The sequence below is a fragment of the Streptomyces cinereoruber genome (assembly GCF_009299385.1).
Classification (GTDB): domain Bacteria; phylum Actinomycetota; class Actinomycetes; order Streptomycetales; family Streptomycetaceae; genus Streptomyces; species Streptomyces bikiniensis.
The window spans coordinates 6,673,104-6,689,153 of record NZ_CP023693.1 but is presented as its reverse complement, the minus strand read 5'-3'; the positions used below and the strand labels follow the sequence as shown (position 1 = coordinate 6,689,153).

At 69.7% G+C, this 16,050-nt stretch carries 10 protein-coding genes and 2 pseudogenes; 5 read left to right on the top strand and 7 right to left on the bottom strand.

Features of this window, described 5'->3' with window-relative positions:
- Positions 1 to 46: 46 nt before the first annotated feature.
- The gene (locus CP977_RS30160; RefSeq protein WP_152371148.1) at positions 47 to 1,960 is read right to left on the bottom strand and encodes a CASTOR/POLLUX-related putative ion channel; all 1,914 of its coding nucleotides are present in this window, start codon (positions 1,958 to 1,960) and stop codon (positions 47 to 49) included.
- A gap of 285 nt (positions 1,961 to 2,245) precedes the next feature.
- A complete protein-coding gene (locus CP977_RS30155; RefSeq protein ID WP_062756721.1) occupies positions 2,246 to 2,608 on the bottom strand; it encodes a helix-turn-helix transcriptional regulator in 363 nt (120 codons plus the stop codon).
- Positions 2,609 to 2,713: 105 nt separating this feature from the next.
- On the opposite strand from CP977_RS30155, the gene CP977_RS30150 reads away from it, so the two are divergent.
- From CP977_RS30150 to CP977_RS30130, 5 genes are all read left to right on the top strand, one after another.
- Complete coding sequence (locus CP977_RS30150; RefSeq protein WP_152371147.1) at positions 2,714 to 3,109, top strand: STAS domain-containing protein; 396 nt, start codon at positions 2,714 to 2,716, stop codon at positions 3,107 to 3,109.
- Between the two features lie 263 nt (positions 3,110 to 3,372).
- On the top strand, positions 3,373 to 4,176 hold the full coding sequence (locus CP977_RS30145) for an alpha/beta fold hydrolase (protein ID WP_109184559.1): 804 nt from the start codon (positions 3,373 to 3,375) through the stop codon (positions 4,174 to 4,176).
- Positions 4,176 to 5,480 (top strand): PP2C family protein-serine/threonine phosphatase, encoded by a 1,305-nt coding sequence (locus CP977_RS30140; protein WP_152371675.1) that lies wholly within the window; start codon positions 4,176 to 4,178, stop codon positions 5,478 to 5,480. The genes CP977_RS30145 and CP977_RS30140 overlap by 1 nt, the downstream gene beginning before the upstream one ends.
- Positions 5,477 to 5,815 (top strand): STAS domain-containing protein, encoded by a 339-nt coding sequence (locus CP977_RS30135; RefSeq protein ID WP_152371146.1) that lies wholly within the window; start codon positions 5,477 to 5,479, stop codon positions 5,813 to 5,815. Before CP977_RS30140 ends, CP977_RS30135 begins: the two co-directional genes overlap by 4 nt.
- Before the next feature lie 377 nt (positions 5,816 to 6,192).
- Positions 6,193 to 7,158 (top strand): hypothetical protein, encoded by a 966-nt coding sequence (locus CP977_RS30130; RefSeq protein ID WP_183953260.1) that lies wholly within the window; start codon positions 6,193 to 6,195, stop codon positions 7,156 to 7,158.
- Positions 7,159 to 7,631: 473 nt separating this feature from the next.
- Here CP977_RS30130 and CP977_RS30125 read toward each other — a convergent pair.
- From CP977_RS30125 to drmA, 5 genes and pseudogenes are all read right to left on the bottom strand, one after another.
- Positions 7,632 to 8,253, bottom strand: a pseudogene (locus CP977_RS30125) (nucleotidyl transferase AbiEii/AbiGii toxin family protein).
- Positions 8,254 to 8,549: 296 nt separating this feature from the next.
- Positions 8,550 to 9,038, bottom strand: a pseudogene (locus CP977_RS30120) (transposase family protein); the annotation flags it as partial.
- A 338-nt stretch (positions 9,039 to 9,376) separates the two neighbouring features.
- Positions 9,377 to 10,144 carry a DISARM system phospholipase D-like protein DrmC gene (gene drmC, locus CP977_RS30115; protein ID WP_152371144.1) on the bottom strand — a complete coding sequence of 256 codons (768 nt, stop codon included), beginning with the start codon at positions 10,142 to 10,144 and terminating at the stop codon, positions 9,377 to 9,379.
- Complete coding sequence (gene drmB, locus CP977_RS30110) at positions 10,141 to 12,036, bottom strand: DUF1998 domain-containing protein (protein ID WP_152371143.1); 1,896 nt, start codon at positions 12,034 to 12,036, stop codon at positions 10,141 to 10,143. Before drmB ends, drmC begins: the two co-directional genes overlap by 4 nt.
- Complete coding sequence (gene drmA, locus CP977_RS30105; RefSeq protein ID WP_208421186.1) at positions 12,033 to 15,863, bottom strand: DISARM system helicase DrmA; 3,831 nt, start codon at positions 15,861 to 15,863, stop codon at positions 12,033 to 12,035. Before drmA ends, drmB begins: the two co-directional genes overlap by 4 nt.
- Between the last annotated feature and the right edge of the window lie 187 nt (positions 15,864 to 16,050).

The window sequence follows — 16,050 nt, the reverse complement described above, 5'->3', positions numbered from 1 at the left end:
GGCGTGCCCGGTCCCACGGCACGCGGGCCGCACCGGCCGGCCGGGGTCAGCTTTCGGCGAGCACGATCAGCCAGTCGCCCGGGGCGAACCGGACCGGACGCCCCTTGTCGGGGTTGACCCTCATGCCGTGGTCGGGACCCGTGCCGGCCGACGCGCGCTGCCGGTATCCGACCGCGCACTCCCCACGCCGACGCGCCGATTCGACGGCGGTGGCGAAGGCGACCTCCCGGTCGAGCCGGACGTAGTCCCCGACCGGTCTCAGGTGGAACTCGCTCCCTTCGGCGGTGAACAGCTCCTCGAAGACCGCGGCGAGGTAGTCGCTCTCCGAGATCTGCGCCATGAGAAGGCTGATCAGCCTGCCGCTCACGATGAAGTCGGCACCGGCCCGGGCGGGCGCGAGCAGCCGGTTGCCGTCGTCGGAGATCTCCGTGGTGAGGGCGAGTTCCCGGGACGCGGCGTCCCCGATCGCCCGCAGGTGCAGCAACGTGACCAGCGTGCGGTCGTCCGTCTCGGATCCCGTCTCCGGGGCCCGCCCCGGGTGTGCGGGCAGGCCCGTGTCACCGATGACCATCACGCCGTCGTAGGAGGGCACGTCCAGGCCGGCCAGTACCCGCGGATCGGTGATGTCCCCACTCCGGAAGGTGACTTCGAGGTGGTCTCTCGCCGGAGCGGCCCGAAGGGCGTCGCGCATGGTGGCGTCGTCGCCCCGCGCCACGACGTCCAGGACGGTTCCGGAGTTCACGTACTGGTCGAGCTGTTCCACGATGAGGGGCGCCCGCCGGTTCCAGCCGAGCAGGAGAAGACGTTCGGCGACGGGCCTCCCGGGGGCGGCGTGGACGATGGCGTCCTCGTCCACGCAGGAGGAGGCGTCGTCCGGTACGGCCGTGTCGTCGTCCTGGGTGATGACGATGATCCGGTCGTCCGCCCGGATCGTCGAATCGGGTCCGGGGTTGAGGAGGACGGCGCCGTCCGCGCGTAACAAGCCCACTACGGACGACGTGGTGAACGACAGCAGGGCCTCTCCGAAAGTGCGTCCGGTCAGGTTCCCGGCGTCAGTGGTGTAGAACTCGTCACCCTCGAAGTCCAGCAGTTCCTGGTACAGGAGCGAGAGGCCCGGCTGGAGCGCGGTCTGGACGAGAAGCCTGGCAACGATGTGGTCGACGCACAGGACGTGTCCGCGCGGACCGGCGGCCAGTCGGGCGGTGAGCTGGTTGCGGGCGTCACGGACGGCGGCCACCACCACCGCCTTCCCGTCGGTGGAGACGGCCGCTCCGAGGGCGAGCAGCGTCTTCACCACGTGTGCGTCGCCGGTCTCGCCGTCGGGCGGCAGGACGAGCACGGACTTGGCGGTCCGCGGACCGACCCTGGACAGGACCGGGGGATCGGTGGTGTGACCGGTGCGGCAGATGACCCGGGTCGTACCGAGGTCCGTGACGCGGGTGGCGATCCCCTGCTCCATCTCCACCTTGTCCTTGGGGGCGAGGACGGCTACGGCCGCTCGTCGCCGGTTGGCGTTGGCACAGACCAACTCCCTGATGACGGGGAAGATCTGGTCGGACCAGCCCAGAACGACGGTGTGCCCGGTTTCCAGAACGGTGGAGTGCCCGAGGCGGAGCGACCTGATGCGCCGGTCGATGCCCGTGGTGATCAGGCTGACCAGCGTCGACACGAACAGCAGGGCCACCAGGGCGAGCGACACGGACGCCAGCACGTAGACGGGAGAGCCGACCGCCCCACCGATCTTGAGCGTCTGGCCGACGCTGACCCACACCGCCTGGAGCCGGCCGGACAGGGTGGTCGGAGCCTTCCGGTCGGCCCAGACCAGGACCATGCTCGCCGGGATCACCACGGCCAGACAGGCCGCCGCCAGCCATCCGATGAGCACGGTGGTCCCTCCCGCCACCAGGTTGTCGAACCGGTACCGAAGGCGCTGGTGGAGGGTTGTGCGCTGCTGCGCCACGCGAACTCCCGGAGATGAAACGTGCCGACCGGGCAGCTACCAGCCGCCCGCACGCACACCCTAGGGATCACGCGGCGGTTCCCGATCCGAAGCCGGCGTCTCTCACTCAGAGGTATGAACCGGGGGTGAGCACCCACGGAACGTCCGGAAGACGCCCCGGGGCGTCGCGAAGTCGGACGGAACCCATGAGTGGCCTGAGGGACGCCCCCCTTGAGGCCCGGAAGGCCGCGGTCGGCTTCCGGTCTCCCCCTAGGGCCTGTCCGACCCTGATCCGCCGGACAGGCCCTAGCCGACGTGAGGGGCTTCGGCCGGCTGTGACGACCGTGCCTCCGTCCCTCCGGCGCGGTGCGCCTCGTCCTGGACGAGCAGGGAGAGCAGGGAGGCCACGGTCAGGCCCGCTTCCGCGGGGTGGCGGAGCACCTTGCCCGCTTCGATGCGGTACGTGTTGGTGCGTCCGTCACGGGTGTGGGAGAGGTAACCGTCCTGTTCGAGGTCGGAGATGATCCGCTGGACGGCCCGCTCCGTGAGCCTGCAGTGGGCGGCGATGTCGCGGATCCGGACGTTCGGGTCGTCGGCGATGGCGGCCAGTACGCGCGCGTGGTTGGTGACGAACGTCCAGCCTCTGTGGGACTCGGGCACTCCAATCATGTACGGCATTCTAGAGACCGTCATTGCCGGACACCTAATGCATGACATACTTTTCGCGTAACAGGTGGCATGACTCTGCGCGGGAACCACAGGAAGGGGTCGACGATGTCTCTGGACGGGGCCGTCACGACAAGCCGCGACGCCGGAGCCGTCACCGACGGGCAGGTCGGCGGGCGGCTCCCGGACCGAACCGCGGTGGCGCGGTACGAGGCACACGGCGCCGGGGTCGTCGTCGCGCACGGCTCCTACGACATGCAGACCGTCGCTCCCCTGGCCACGGCCCTGAGCACAGCGGCGGAGAAGTACCGGAAGGTGGTTCTGGACGTCTCCGGCGTCACCTTCGCGGACTCCTCCTTCTTGAACCTGCTGATCCTCACCCAGCGGACGACCGATCTCCGCCTGGCCGGCCCGACACCGCAGGTGAAGCGGATCCTGGAGATCACAGGGGTCGACACCGTCCTCGAGGTGCGGGAGACGGTGGAGGACGCCGCCGCCTGCTGAGGCCGGTGGAGAACGCCGTGGCCCCGTGGCGGAGCCGTACCCGGCTCTCTTCGCCGTCCCCCGCCGGGCCCGGTCTTCCACCGGTCTCGTGGCCGGGGGCCGGATCGAAGATCACGGCGGCGGTCCGGTTCCGCCCCCGAACGGCGGACGTTCCGGCCGGGACGGTGACCTGGGGCACGCGGGAGCCGTGGAAGTGGTGCGCGGAGTCGTGGGGGTTCCACGGCGGTGCGGGGGAATCGAATGCCGCCTGAGAGGGTGGGTACATGGACATCGAACGCAGGAACAACGTCACCGTCACCGGAAACCCGCGCGGACGGACGGTGGTGCTGGCCCACGGGTTCGGTTGCGACCAGAACATGTGGCGGCTGACCGTGCCCGCCCTGGCGCGGGACCACCGGGTCGTCCTGTTCGACTACGTGGGTTCGGGGCGTTCCGACCCGTCCGCGTTCTCGGAGGAACGCTACGGCTCCCTGGAGGGCTACGCCCGGGACGTGGTCGAGGTGTGCGAGGCGCTCGACCTGCGTGACGCGGTGTTCGTGGGCCATTCGGTCAGCGCGATGACCGGCGTACTGGCCGCGGACGCGGCGCCTGGGCGCATCGGCGCGCTGGTGATGGTCGCGCCGTCCCCGCGGTACGTCGACGACGAGGGCTACCGGGGCGGATTCAGCCGCGAGGACATCGACGAGCTGCTCGCGTCCTTGGAATCGAACTACCTCGGGTGGTCGTCGGCGACGGCTCCGGTGATCATGGGCAATCCGGAGCGGCCCGAACTCGGCGAGGAGCTGACGAACAGCTTCTGCGCCACGGACCCGCACATGGCGCGCGTCTTCGCCCGGACCACGTTCCTCTCGGACTCGCGCGACGACCTGAAGAAGGTGACGGTGCCGACGCTCGTCCTGGAGTGCGCCCAGGACGTCATCGCCCCCCGGGAGGTGGGCGCCTTCGTCCACCGGGCGATCACCGGCTCGAAGCTGGTCACCCTCGACGCCACCGGACACTGCCCCCACCTGTCCGCACCGGAAGCCACCAACGAGGCGATCACCGGCTTCCTGGCGGGCCTGCGATGATGTGCCGCACCGGACGGGAGTCCGGCCCGTACGACGCGGACCACGAGAACGGCGAGGAAGCGCCGGCCGCGGCGTTCGCCGCGCTGCTGGAGGACAGCGTCGAGGAACTGTACGAGAACGCCCCCTGCGGATATCTGTCCACCTTGATGGACGGCACCGTCGCGAAGGTCAACGCCACCCTGCTGGACTGGCTCGGCCTGGAACGCGGGGCGGTGGTGGGCCGGATGCGGTTCACCGACCTGCTCACCGTGGGCGGCAAGCTCTACCACGAGACGCACTTCGCGCCCCTGCTCAGGATGCGGGGGGAGATCGGCGGCATCGCCCTGGAGATGAAACGGACCGGCGGCGGGCGGATGCCGGTGCTGGTCTCCTCCGTCGTCAAGCACGGCGACGGCGGCGATCCCCTGCTCATCCGTACCACCGTCTTCGACGCCCGCGACCGCCGCGCCTACGAAGAAGAGCTCCTGCTCGCCCGCAAAACCGCCGAACAAGCCCGCCGGCAGGCAGAGGCCGATCGCGCCCGCCTGCAAGAGGCCCTCGCCGTCCTCCAGCGGTCACTGCTGCCCGACGCCCTGCCCACCATCCCCGGCCTGGAGACGGCCGCCCACTACCGCGCCGCCTCACCGGACCGCTTGGGCGGCGACTTCTACGACGTCTTCCCCCTCGACGGCAAACGCTGGGCCTTCTTCCTCGGCGACGTGTGCGGCAAGGGACCCGAAGCGGCCGCGGTCACCTCCCTGACCCGCTACACCCTGCGCACCGCGGCCCTGCACGACCCCGACCCCACCGCCGTCCTGACCACCCTCAACAAGGTCCTCCACGAGCGCTACACCGCCGGGGACCCGCGCTACTGCACCGTCGTCTTCGGCATCGTCGAACCCGACGGGGAGACCGGACGGGCGGACGTCCGCCTCGCCTCGGGCGGCCATCCCCCCGCCCTCGTCCTGCGTGCCGACGGCCACGCCGGCCACCTCTCCACTCCCGGGGGCCTCCTCGTCGGCATCCTGCCCACCGCGCCCTTCGCCGTCGCCACCACCACCCTGGACCCCGGTGACACGCTCCTGCTCCACACCGACGGCCTCACCGAAGCCCGCACCGGTGGAGACCGCACCACCCTCTACGGCGACGAAGCACTCCTCGCCTTCGCCGCCGACCACGCCGGAGAGCCCCCGGACGCCGTCATCAAGGCACTGAGCTGCCTCCTGGACGGCTTCGGCGACGGCCTGGACGACGACACCGCCCTGCTCGCCCTCGGTGTCCCCACCCATCCGGCACCCGGGTCGGCGACGAAGAACACGACGTGAGCCCACTGAAGATCACCACCCGAGACGCCGCGGCCGGTCCCGTCCTGGAGGTCCTCGGCGCACTCGACTACGACACCGCCCCCGAACTGCGCGCCCTGCTCGCCGCCGTCCCCCTCCGACCGGGACAGCACCTCGTGATCGACCTGGCCGGCCTGGAGTTCTGCGATTCCAGCGGCCTCACCGCCCTGATCGTCGCCCGCAACCACGCACACGCCGCCCGGGCCGACATCGCGCTCGCCGCCGTCCCCGACCACACCCTCCGCCTCATGAACACCACCGGCCTCGACCGGATCTTCCCCCTCCTTCCCGACGGCGAAGGCACCACCCGGCCCTGATCCGCGATCGCGGCACACGTCCGGCGGCACCCGAACGGCGAACGCGTCGAGCAGCTCCTCCGGTCATCACACCCGCCGAGGTCCGTCCCCTCGACGGGGCAGGAGGAACCAGGACACGAAGCCCGCGGCTCCGCCCCGGCCGTCGAGGCGCTCACCCGGGGAGCAGTCCGTCGTCCCGCGCCGCCGGGGCGCCACTGCTTCGCGTGCTCCTCGACCGCCGACTGATCCGGCTCCCAACGGGTCACCACCCTGACGACGCCGTCGCAGTCCTCGAAGAAGGGCCCCATGCCGCGGGCGAGCGGGCGGCCCATCGGTGAACCATCCGTTCCGACCCGGGAACCACGCTCGGGCGCCTGCTGCTGGCCCGAGAAGGGCGCATGACGCCCCTGACCTGCGGCGACGCCAAACAGTCAGATCTCGGATCGGACTGGAACAGAGTGCGCAGCACCCGGGACTCCTCCGAGACGGCTCCCTGCCTGCTTTCTGCAGGTCAAAGGCGGTCTCGACCCTACTACTTCGCCGAGGTCCGGCGGCCGGGCGAGCCGTCCCTCGTCATCCCCCTCGCATACAAGGGCAACCACAGCGACTCCGCCACCTCCGCCGAGCAGCCGGCCTCCGCCTCGGCCCACGCCGAAGCGGTCCACATCGGCCGGTGGAGCGAGACCCCCGGCCTGTTGTTCAGCACGCAGCTCCCCACGGACGGCGGCACGATGACCGTTCACGCCCTCCAGGCACCGGGCAGCGGCGGCAGGTCGTACCCGGCAGAGGGCCGGGAGGCGAACCTCGACGCGAAACCGGCGCAGGAGAACGTGATGTCGGACATCCGCCCGCCGACCGAGGGCCCGGTGGCACCGGAGCCCGTACGGGGCCGCCACGTGCAGCCGAAGGACTACGCCTGGTTCCGGGGGTCCCCGGCCCGCACCACGGCGGCGGGCCTCATGGCCTTCGCCGGCTCCGGCCACGCCACCGCCCGCCACCTGACCGACCGGCAGGGCCGCAAACGCTTCACCGGCCTCGAACACGCAGCCGACATGAGCATCCAGGACGCTGCCCATGTCCTCTTCGGCAACGAATACATCGGCGCCGGTCACGTCTTCCGCCTGAACGGCCCTCGCGTCGAGGCGTTCTCCGGCATGGACGAGGACGTCTTCCGCCTGCTCGCCAGAGGCGATGTAGAGGAGTACCGCGCCCTCGTCCACGCCAGCCGCCACGTCCGCCCCCGCCTCACCTTCGACGAGGACTGGGGCGGTCCGGTCTCCGTCCACGCCGACGGCTCCGTCTTCGCCCTGCGTCTGCTACCGGAACAGGACAGGGACGCCATGCCACGCCTGCGGGGCGCGTAAGTGATGTTCGGGCATGCGGCGAAGCCGGCAGCGGTCTCCCACCGACCCTCGACGAGGGTGAAGCCCCGCTTCGGCGTGAGGCGGGTGAGTTGATGCAGGAGACCGGTGCCCCTGGCCGGGGCGGGAGCATCCCTGAAGACGACCGCCATGTTGGCGGTGTCCACGGCTGGCCCAGAACGTGCGAACGGCGGGCACATCATGGCGACGCGCGTGTAGTCGCATGACGTGCGTGTCTCCCGTCGAGGGGGAGACAAGTCCGTTCACGACGGAACACCCGCGGCACCGAACGACGGCTGGTGACCCGATCGATCGCTCGGCGGTTGTCTGGAGGTGGAGATCCAGGAGAGCCGCATCGGCACGCCAGCACCGCGAGACGCCAACGCGCATGAAGGGCTCCGGATCGGAGCGTGCCGGCTACAGCGCGTCCTTTTCCTTTCAACGGCGATGGACGAGACGGACGCGGTGACCGCCTCTCAGGCGTTCTCGTCGTGGATCCGTGCGCCCAGGTCCTCCGCCCACTCCAGCGCCCACGCCTTGAGTTCTTCGATCTGCCCGGAGGTGAGCCCGTACGCGGTGTAGTCCTCGTCCTCGTACCAGTCCGCGCCGATCAGCCGGTCCCGGAGGTCTTCGAGGTTGAATTCGTCGTGGGCGCGACGGCGGCCCAGGGATTCGAGGTCGGCGGTGGAGCGCTGGCGGGAAGCGGCCTGGACGTCGATGAGGTCGCGGACGGTGCCACGGTCGGCAAGGGCCCTGACCTTGGTGCCGATCACGTCGTCGAGGGAAAGAACGGGGCCGTAGGGGGTCTGGGCGGGCGGAGCCCAGAACGCCTCCTTGAGGACGTCGACCTCGCACTCCTCGCCGGTGTCCGGATCGGTGACGAGGAACCGGCCGCTGAGCGGATCGGTCTGGACGTGCGTGGTCCGCCATCCGCGCGCGCGAAGGCCTGCTGTGAGCGAGGCGACGATCTCCCGCATCGGAGCGGGATTCTCGGTGGCGACGTCGAGGTCACGGCTGAAGCGTTCGACCAGGCCATGGGCCTGCACGGCGTATCCGCCGGTGAGGACCAGAGGGTAGAGGGGAGCCGAGGCTGAGGATGTCGGGAGTGACTCCTTCCTCCCAGCAGCAGTTCTTCTCCTTGGCCGCCTTCTCGGACACGGCCCGGTCGCCGAGCACGGCCACGATTCCCCCGACCACGACCGCGAGTGCCACGCCGAGGACGATGAGCGTCCTGCGCACGCCCTCGGGCCGGCGCTTCCCTTCCGGTGCCGGGGCTGTGCTGGTCACTCGGCTCAACGTTTCGTCCTCTGTCTGTCCGGATCCTGCCTCGTTCCTTCGCGGCCGGGATCGTCCGGTGCGGGCAGCGGATCGTCGTTCGACGTCGCGGAACCGAGATCGTAGATCCCGTGGGACCGTGCGGCGGTCAGGTCGTGGACGGAACCGGGCAGGGCGGGTGACGCCCACAGCAGCCGTCCGAACGGATCGGTGAGGACTTGGACGTTCATGCCGTGGCGCTTGTGCTTCCCGGAGTAGTACGGGGTGTCGGCGGCGATCCGGTCGATCGGCAGGAAGGTGCCGTCCAGGATCACGAACGCCTCGGTCCGGACGGTCTTCATCGCCTCGGTCAGGGTCGGGGCGAAGGCGGCCAGGACGTCGATGACCTCGCGTACGTAGCGGTAGACGGCCGCGATGCCGATGTAGAACCCAGCAACGAGCCGGGCATAGGTATCGCCGCATCGCAGGTGGGCCAAGGCGGGCAGGGCCTGTCGGTCCGTGGGCAGACGCCGCCGGTGCATTCCGACCTCCCGCCGGGCCTGCGGTTGAGCGCTCAGACAGCGCAGGGTGCGGCTGGACAGATCGATCGACGACAAGTAGACAAGCACACGAAGTTCCTGGTGGGGCAGGGTGGATCTTGGTCGTGACACCTCCTACCAGGAGCTTCATTGCGCCGCAGAGCCGCCCGACTGACGGACACCACCGTCAGGTTGGAAACAGCTCCGTGTCGTCGCTCTCCGTCAGCAGACGGTATCCACTAGACCTCAGCTGCCAGGCGAGCACCCCTTCGAGAAGGTACCCCCCGCAGTGTTCTCAGCCCCACCATGGCGTGACCCTATACGTGTAATTCCTGACCGCTCATCAGGATGCCGCGCGGTGGCGCACTCACCCGTCATGGGAGGACTTCAGTCGGAGCGCGAGTCCGATTTCGTTGTCACTCAGGAGCTCAATGCGGCGACAAGGGTCTGAGTGCGCCGAGACGCTGCAGTTCAACGATGTGCTCTGCCGCACGCCGCGGTGCTTCACCGCCGGTCACCAGCACGCCCGCCTCAATGTTGCGCCGAGCAGCGGACTCGGTCAGATTGGCACTGCCGAGCAGGAGAGTGTGACGGTCGGCAACAGCCAGCTTGGCGTGCTGGCGCGAACGGCCCCGTTCGGCCGGGCCTCGTGCCCAGACCCACAGCAGCAGGCCGGGCACGGCCGCAAACGCTTCGGCCGGCTCCCTCCCCGAAAGCAGACCACCCGCGCCGGCCAGGGTCTCGACCACCACGTGTGTTCGGACTCCTCTGTCCGCGGCCTCTGTCAGGGCCTTCGTCAGGGCGGGGTAGGGGCGGGCCGCATACGTCATCGCCAGCAGTTCGTGCTGGGCCTCGTTGATGACCTCGACCAGCACCTGGGCTGTGGCCCGCACCGGTACCGCCGGTGTCGAAGGACCGCTCCACACGGTGCGGACACGGACCGTGTCCCTGGCCTGTCGCCGGGCGGCGACATAGCCGCGCACATAGGCGGCCGCCTCGAAGGCGGACACCGACTCCGACTCCATGGCGTCGTGCAGCGCTGCGAGGGCTTCACCGGCTCCGGGTGTCCCCAGTTCGGTCAGGATCCGTTCCCTGGCGCGTCCCTGGGCGAGCAGGCCGGCCAGGTCCTTGCTGCGAGAGAGGCCGAGGACCGCGATGGCGGCCTCGGCAGCTCCTTCGAACGCAGGCCGACTCACGGCAGCAGACCGACGGGGGTCAGCACCGGATCCTTGTCTCCGGTCAGCGGAACGAGGAACCGACGGTCCAGGAACCGGTTTCCGCGTTCGCACGTGGTCTCCGACACGAACAGACAGACATGGCACGCTGCTCCGTGGAGGAAGTCGGCCGGATCCTGAGGCAGACGCTCGGCACAGAGGGGGTCGGCCGAACAGTGGCGGGCACCGGTCAGGGCACGACGCACGATCCGGTCGAACTCCCGTTCTTCGGCCAGGGACACCAGGCCCCCCAGAGTGCCCTCGGAGTCCGGGACGGCAGTGTAGATGAGGATGCCCGTTCTCGGATTCTGTTCGTCCCCGGCGTAGATCCGCTCGGCGAGCGAGGCCGAGTTGTAGCCGCACTCCAGGGCGATGGTGCGGATCAGCAGGTGGGAGAGGGTGTGCAGAGCGATGTACCGTGCTCCGGGCCAGCCGTAGTAGGGGTCGAAGTCACTAGTCTTGCGGTCCGACTTCCGGTTGGCGCGGAACCGCGCGTACGCCTGTCTGTGCGCCTCCATCTGCGGCGACGTCTCCATGCGTGCGGTCCACTCGGCCATCAGACCGTCCCGCACGCGCAGGAAGACACCCTCACCGCGCACCTCGCTGGCGGGTACCCAGTTCCGGACTCCGCGGGACAGCTCGACACGCTTGGCGATCTCCGGCGATTCGGGGTCGGGCGCGTCGAGTCTGGTGAACCCGATCAACGCCCGAGCTTCACGCAGTCGTTCGACCTGTCTGATGTCGGCGAAGAACTCGTTCAGGCGGGCCGGTACGGGCACTTGCCGGAGAGCGAAATCGTCGCTGGGCGTGGGAATCGGACCGGAGAGCGCGTCCCATTCGGGTCCGAAGAGGTCGGCCTGGATGTCGGGGGCGGAGGGGGCCGGACCAGTGGCCCCCTGCTTGCGTGCCGTGATCGCCGTGACCACCGCGTCGGCGTCGAAATCCTTGAGGAAGGTGAACTTGGGCATGCGCGCCATGAAGTCGAACTGTCCTCGTTCATCGATGAGTTCGAGGTCTGGCCAGTGGTCGTCCAGGAGCTTGCCGATGTCTCCGCTCTGTGTCTTGGGCAGTGCGAGGGCGCTGAGGGTGAGCGGGAACCACTGGTTGGACGCGCCCGCCACCATCAGGACCGGCTCCTGGTCGCAGCCGTTCGTCTCGTAGACCCCGAGATGCGGATGCCGTCCGCGGCACCGGGGCAGGTTGCTTCGGCCTCGTTCGCCCATCGCTTCCCGGATGTTGCGCTTCACACCGCAGGCGACGCATTCGATGGTGACGTTGGCGGCCTGGTTGCCGCCGTGGTCCTTCATCCGGAGCTTCGGACGCGGGGTCTTGCCGCAGGCCTGTCCCCGGTGTACGTACGGGGTGTACGGGAATTCGTCGAGGTGGCCGACGGTGCACACGAGGGTGAAGCGGGCCGCCACGGCCAGCGGCTTGCCCCGCTTGCAGTCGTGGACGAACTTCGCCTCGTGCGGCGTCCGTGGGTTGGCATTGACGAAGGCGAACTCGCCCGAGTCGATCGCGGCCAGCACATTGCACGCGGTGCAGCGCAGCCACTGCGGGAATGGCGTAACGGGCACTCCGACCCCTTGTGCCGCCCAGCCCTTCGGGTCCGTGTCGGCGCCTTCCAGCCAGGGTGCGGCACGCAACTGCTCGATCTGGCCGCGTCCGTAGCGCTGGAGCGACCGGTTGACGGCGGCGCGCAGCCGGGGTTCGTCGATGTCGTAGTCGGTGACACCGGAGTGGCTCCAGGAGTCGATTCCCCGGATCAGGACGGAGAAGTTGGGCAGGTCGACGAGGGCGCCGACTCCGGCGGTGAACATGAGGTGGCTGGGCCGTACGGCGCCGACCCTGCGGTTGCTGCCCTGGCTGCTCATCGTTGTGCCTTCCTGACCGGGTCGGGCGTGACGGGCCCGTACTCGTCGCTGTCCACGGTGTTCGCGGTGTCCGGGTCGGTGTCGGAGCCGGCCCCGGAAGCACCGAACGTCCAGTCGGGTCCGTCAGCCGAGGGTTCTTCCAGGAAGGCACCGCCGCCGGGGAGGAGCAGGTTGATCTCGTTCTCCGTCTCGCGCATCGACATGCCGACGGTCAGTTCGGTCCACCGGGATCCGTCCGCTCGCCGCAGCAGCCCGTTCACGACGGTCGTCTTGTGCTTCTCCTTGCGGTAGGCGAGGGCCGAGCTGTTCTCGTCGCGTTTACGGCGCCATTCGTCCTTGAGCCGGTCCAGTCGTTCGCCGAGGTATTCGCGGGCCCGGTCGCCTCCCACTCGTTCCGCTCGGTCGAGAAGCCGCCGTTCGACGTCCTGGGCGAGCGGTCCGTCGAGGTCGACGTGGTGGGCGTCGAGGTTGCGGGAGGATTCGTAGGTCGCGTGGCGCAGCGCGGCCACATAGGTGGCGGCTACACCGCGGTCGAGCGCGCGGCGCGTGTACGGAGTGACGGACAGGGCTTCCACCTGGCGGTAGAACGTCGCGTGATAGTGCTCGAAGTCCTCGTAGTGGGCGAGGTCGCGGGGGCGCGACCAGTTGTAGAGGGTCACCACCAGGCCCGGGCGGGCGGCGTCGCGACCGACTCGCGAGGACGCCTGGATGTACTCGGCGGTGTTCTTGGGCTGGCCCACGACAAGCATCAGGCCGAAGCGGGAGACGTCGACGCCCACCTGCAGCATAGAGGTGGCGAGGACGACGTCGACGGCCTGTCGCGCGATCGGCGTCATGGACGCACGGGGTTCACGCTTGTCCTTCATGGCGGCGGCGTATTCGCGCAGGAGGGCCCGCCTGCGCTCCGAGGTGTCCCGCTCGGGATCGAACTCGATCTCCAGCCGCTTCAGGGCCGCGCCGATGTCCGACGAGGAGATGCGTGAGGTCAGTTCCTGGATGCCGAGCATCCCCGCCCTGCTGACGATGCGGTCGGACAGCGTGTCCTGACCTTTGCGGCTGCCGTTGGACCGTACCCGGGTGGTGATGTCGTCGTCCATGTACCGCCGCATGCCGGCGAGTTCGCGGGTCGCGTTGAAGTAGCCCACAAGGGTCATGTACGGGTCCGCCGGCCTGCCGTGGTCGTCGAAGAGCTGCTGCGCCGCGAGCAGCAGGATCTCCGCGACGCGGATCTCGGCGGCCTTGAGACGAGTGCCGTGCGCACAGACACCGAGGTAGCGGCGGCCGGGGTTCTCCCGGCTCAGTTCCACCTGCCGGGAGAAGAAGGTGTCGCCGACGTCGAGCACCTGGGGAGGGAAGACGGCGACCTTGCGGCCGAAGACACCGCGCACCTGGTCGGCGGCCCGCTTGGTGGTCGCGGTGGAGGCGACGATCTTGGGGCCGACTTCGTGGCGTCCTCCGTGCGCGTCGGTGAAGCTCCACGTGCACAGCTGGTCGACAGCCGCCTCGAAGAGGCCCACGGTGGTGCCGAGGGCTCCGGAGATCAGGTGAAGCTCGTCCTGGATGATCAGGTCCGGGGGCCGCAGGCGGGTGACGGGCCGGGCGGTGACGCCCGGCAGGTCGCCCCTGGCGTTGTGGCGGCCACCGCAGCCGGTCTTGGCGTCCAGGTCGTCGTGGCGGTAGCCGTGGCGGGGGCACAGCTCGGTGACCCTGCCGAACAACAGACCGGAGTAACCGTTCCAGGGAAGCTGGGCGAACTTGTCCACCGTCGCGATCAGCAGCGAGGGTGCCAGCCGGTAGATCTCCTCGTCGACGGTGAGTACGGGGATGCCCTCACCGAGCGCTTCGCGACGGGAGAAGGGGCAGCGGTCCTCCCCCTCGCCGCGAGGGCAGTACAGCAGGATTCTGCGGCGGCCTTCGTCGTACTCCATGTTCGAGCGGGCGGTCAGCCCGCTGCCGCACCAGGGGCAGGTGAGGACTTGCAGGACCCGGGCGTGTTTGTCGCTGGCGTTCTCCTTGGCTTCGGCGATCTGTTCCTTGGCCTCGTCGAACCAGTTCGGTGAGACGGAGGTACCCACCCAGAGCCCGATCCGGAAGGGGGTGGCTCCCCAACGGCGGTCCTGCGCGAACTCCTCGCGGCGCAGGACTTCGCAGGCGCTGACCAGGGCGGCGGCTCGCTGGAACTGCTGGGCGGTCAGCAGCCGCAGGGTGTAGCGCATGAGCACACCGACGCCCGCCTCACCGCTTCGGGCTTCCGCACCCGAGCCCATGGTGCCCTGGAGGCGCCTCAGGGCGAAGGTGTAGGCGGCGAGCCCGAGGTACGCCTCGGTCTTTCCACCACCAGTCGGGAAGAACAGCAGATCGACGAGGGCTTCACGGCCGGTACCACGGTGCGGGTGTCCGGGCTGGGTGAGGGAGTCGAGGTTCAGCAGGACGAAGGCGAGCTGGAAGGGACGCCAGCTGGCTGCCGCCTTGCCCTTGTCGTGCACCTCCTCACAGGCCTCCTGGTAGGAGCGGGGATCGTTCTCACGGCCGGTGCGGACGGCTGCGACGGCCGTGTTGCGGCGCTGCAGGGCCATGGCCCGGTTGGCGAACCGGAAGGCCTGCAGGGCCGTCTCGTCGGCCACGAGCCGGTCGATGCCGAGGGTGATGCGGTCGCAGACCTCCAGCGCTTGCTCAATCGCGGTCCCGGCCGCTTCCCGCAGGTCCTCGGGGAGCGATGCGGCACTGCGACGCTGCTGCTCCAACCACGTGCCGTACCCGTCGGCCAACGGGGCGAGAGCGGCGCTGAGCTCGTCCCGGCGGTCGGGCACGGCAAGTGCCGCCAGCTCGTCCATGCCCAGCTCCAACCCCTGGAGGAGAGCCTGGTCCTCGAGTGCCGGCGCGGTGGTCGCCCTGACGTCGTACTCGGGAAGCCAGACGGTGGTCAGACGATGCGCATTGCGCTCCCCGTCGCGGACGTGCGCGTGAACGGCGACGTTGCGGCCCGTCGCGTGGCTGAGGCTGTCCCGATAGAGCAGACGCAGCCGTCGCTCCTCCGCGTCCTCGGGTGCGTTGTCGTGGCTCGCCGGATCGAGGGGGTCGTCGATCGGCAGGAAGACGGCCGCCTGGTCGTCGGGGAAGGCGGTGACGTCGATCTCGGTCTGGAAGAGCCAGTGCGCGTCGCGTGCGTCCGCGCTGTCCGACTGCCTGTTCACCAGCGCCAGCTCCACTATGCGCAGGTCCTCGGCGCCCGTGCGGCCGGTGTGTCGGCGTACCTGCACGTCGAGTACGACGGCGCCGCCGTCGAGCTGGACCGTGCGGTCGGCGCCATCGGTGACGTCGATGTCCACCAGGCGCTCGACCGGCTCGCGTGACCAGACCCTGCGCGTCGTTCCCCGCTCGGTGGCCTCGTCCGACTGGCTGTAGCGACCCCAGCGGACGGTGACGCTGAGCGTGCCGACAGACGCCGGGGCGGTGAAGGACAGTCCCATGGAGGAGGCCCAGATGTGCCCGGCGACCTGGGGGGTCAGTCGGTCCTGCAGATCGCTGTCGTCGCCCTCCTGCTCGTCGCCCGACTCCCCGTCCGCGCCCTGGGCGGCCGCTCGGGCGATCCGGTCCGCGGTGACGTCCTGGGGGCGCGGGCCGAGCATGCCGACCAGGTACCGGTCACGAGGGCCGGAGGAGGCACTCGGCAGCGTTTCCGTCGCACCGTCCCAGGGCCCCAGCAGATCCCTGCGGACGTAGTGCACGAGGGCGTCGCGCACCGCGTAGGAGTCCCCTGCACGGAAAGTCTGGGGAACTTCGTCGAGCGGATGCGGAACAGCTGCCTGGGCGGGCTGGGCCGGCATGCGGTAGGTCCCTTCGGACAGGGCCGTAGGAGCACGGATGTGCACCGGTGGTGTGACAACACGAGAAATATAGACCGTTGACTCAGTTCACACAACGAATACGAGGGTGCCGTCGCTCGCCGTCCCGCCGAGTCTCTAGGCTGGGGCCCGCTCACCGCCCGACCCACTGCGCGTACACCGCCCGTCC

Bases quoted from the DNA above. Each gene is read 5' to 3' on its own strand.
- CP977_RS30155 (WP_062756721.1), bottom strand. From the start codon at position 2,608: ATGATTGGAGTGCCCGAGTCCCACAGAGGCTGGACGTTCGTCACCAAC.
- drmB (WP_152371143.1), bottom strand. From the start codon at position 12,036: ATGAGCAGCCAGGGCAGCAACCGCAGGGTCGGCGCCGTACGGCCCAGC.
- CP977_RS30130 (WP_183953260.1), top strand. From the start codon at position 6,193: ATGACGCCCCTGACCTGCGGCGACGCCAAACAGTCAGATCTCGGATCG.
- CP977_RS30150 (WP_152371147.1), top strand. From the start codon at position 2,714: ATGTCTCTGGACGGGGCCGTCACGACAAGCCGCGACGCCGGAGCCGTC.
- CP977_RS30145 (WP_109184559.1), top strand. From the start codon at position 3,373: ATGGACATCGAACGCAGGAACAACGTCACCGTCACCGGAAACCCGCGC.
- CP977_RS30140 (WP_152371675.1), top strand. From the start codon at position 4,176: ATGTGCCGCACCGGACGGGAGTCCGGCCCGTACGACGCGGACCACGAG.
- drmA (WP_208421186.1), bottom strand. From the start codon at position 15,863: ATGCCGGCCCAGCCCGCCCAGGCAGCTGTTCCGCATCCGCTCGACGAA.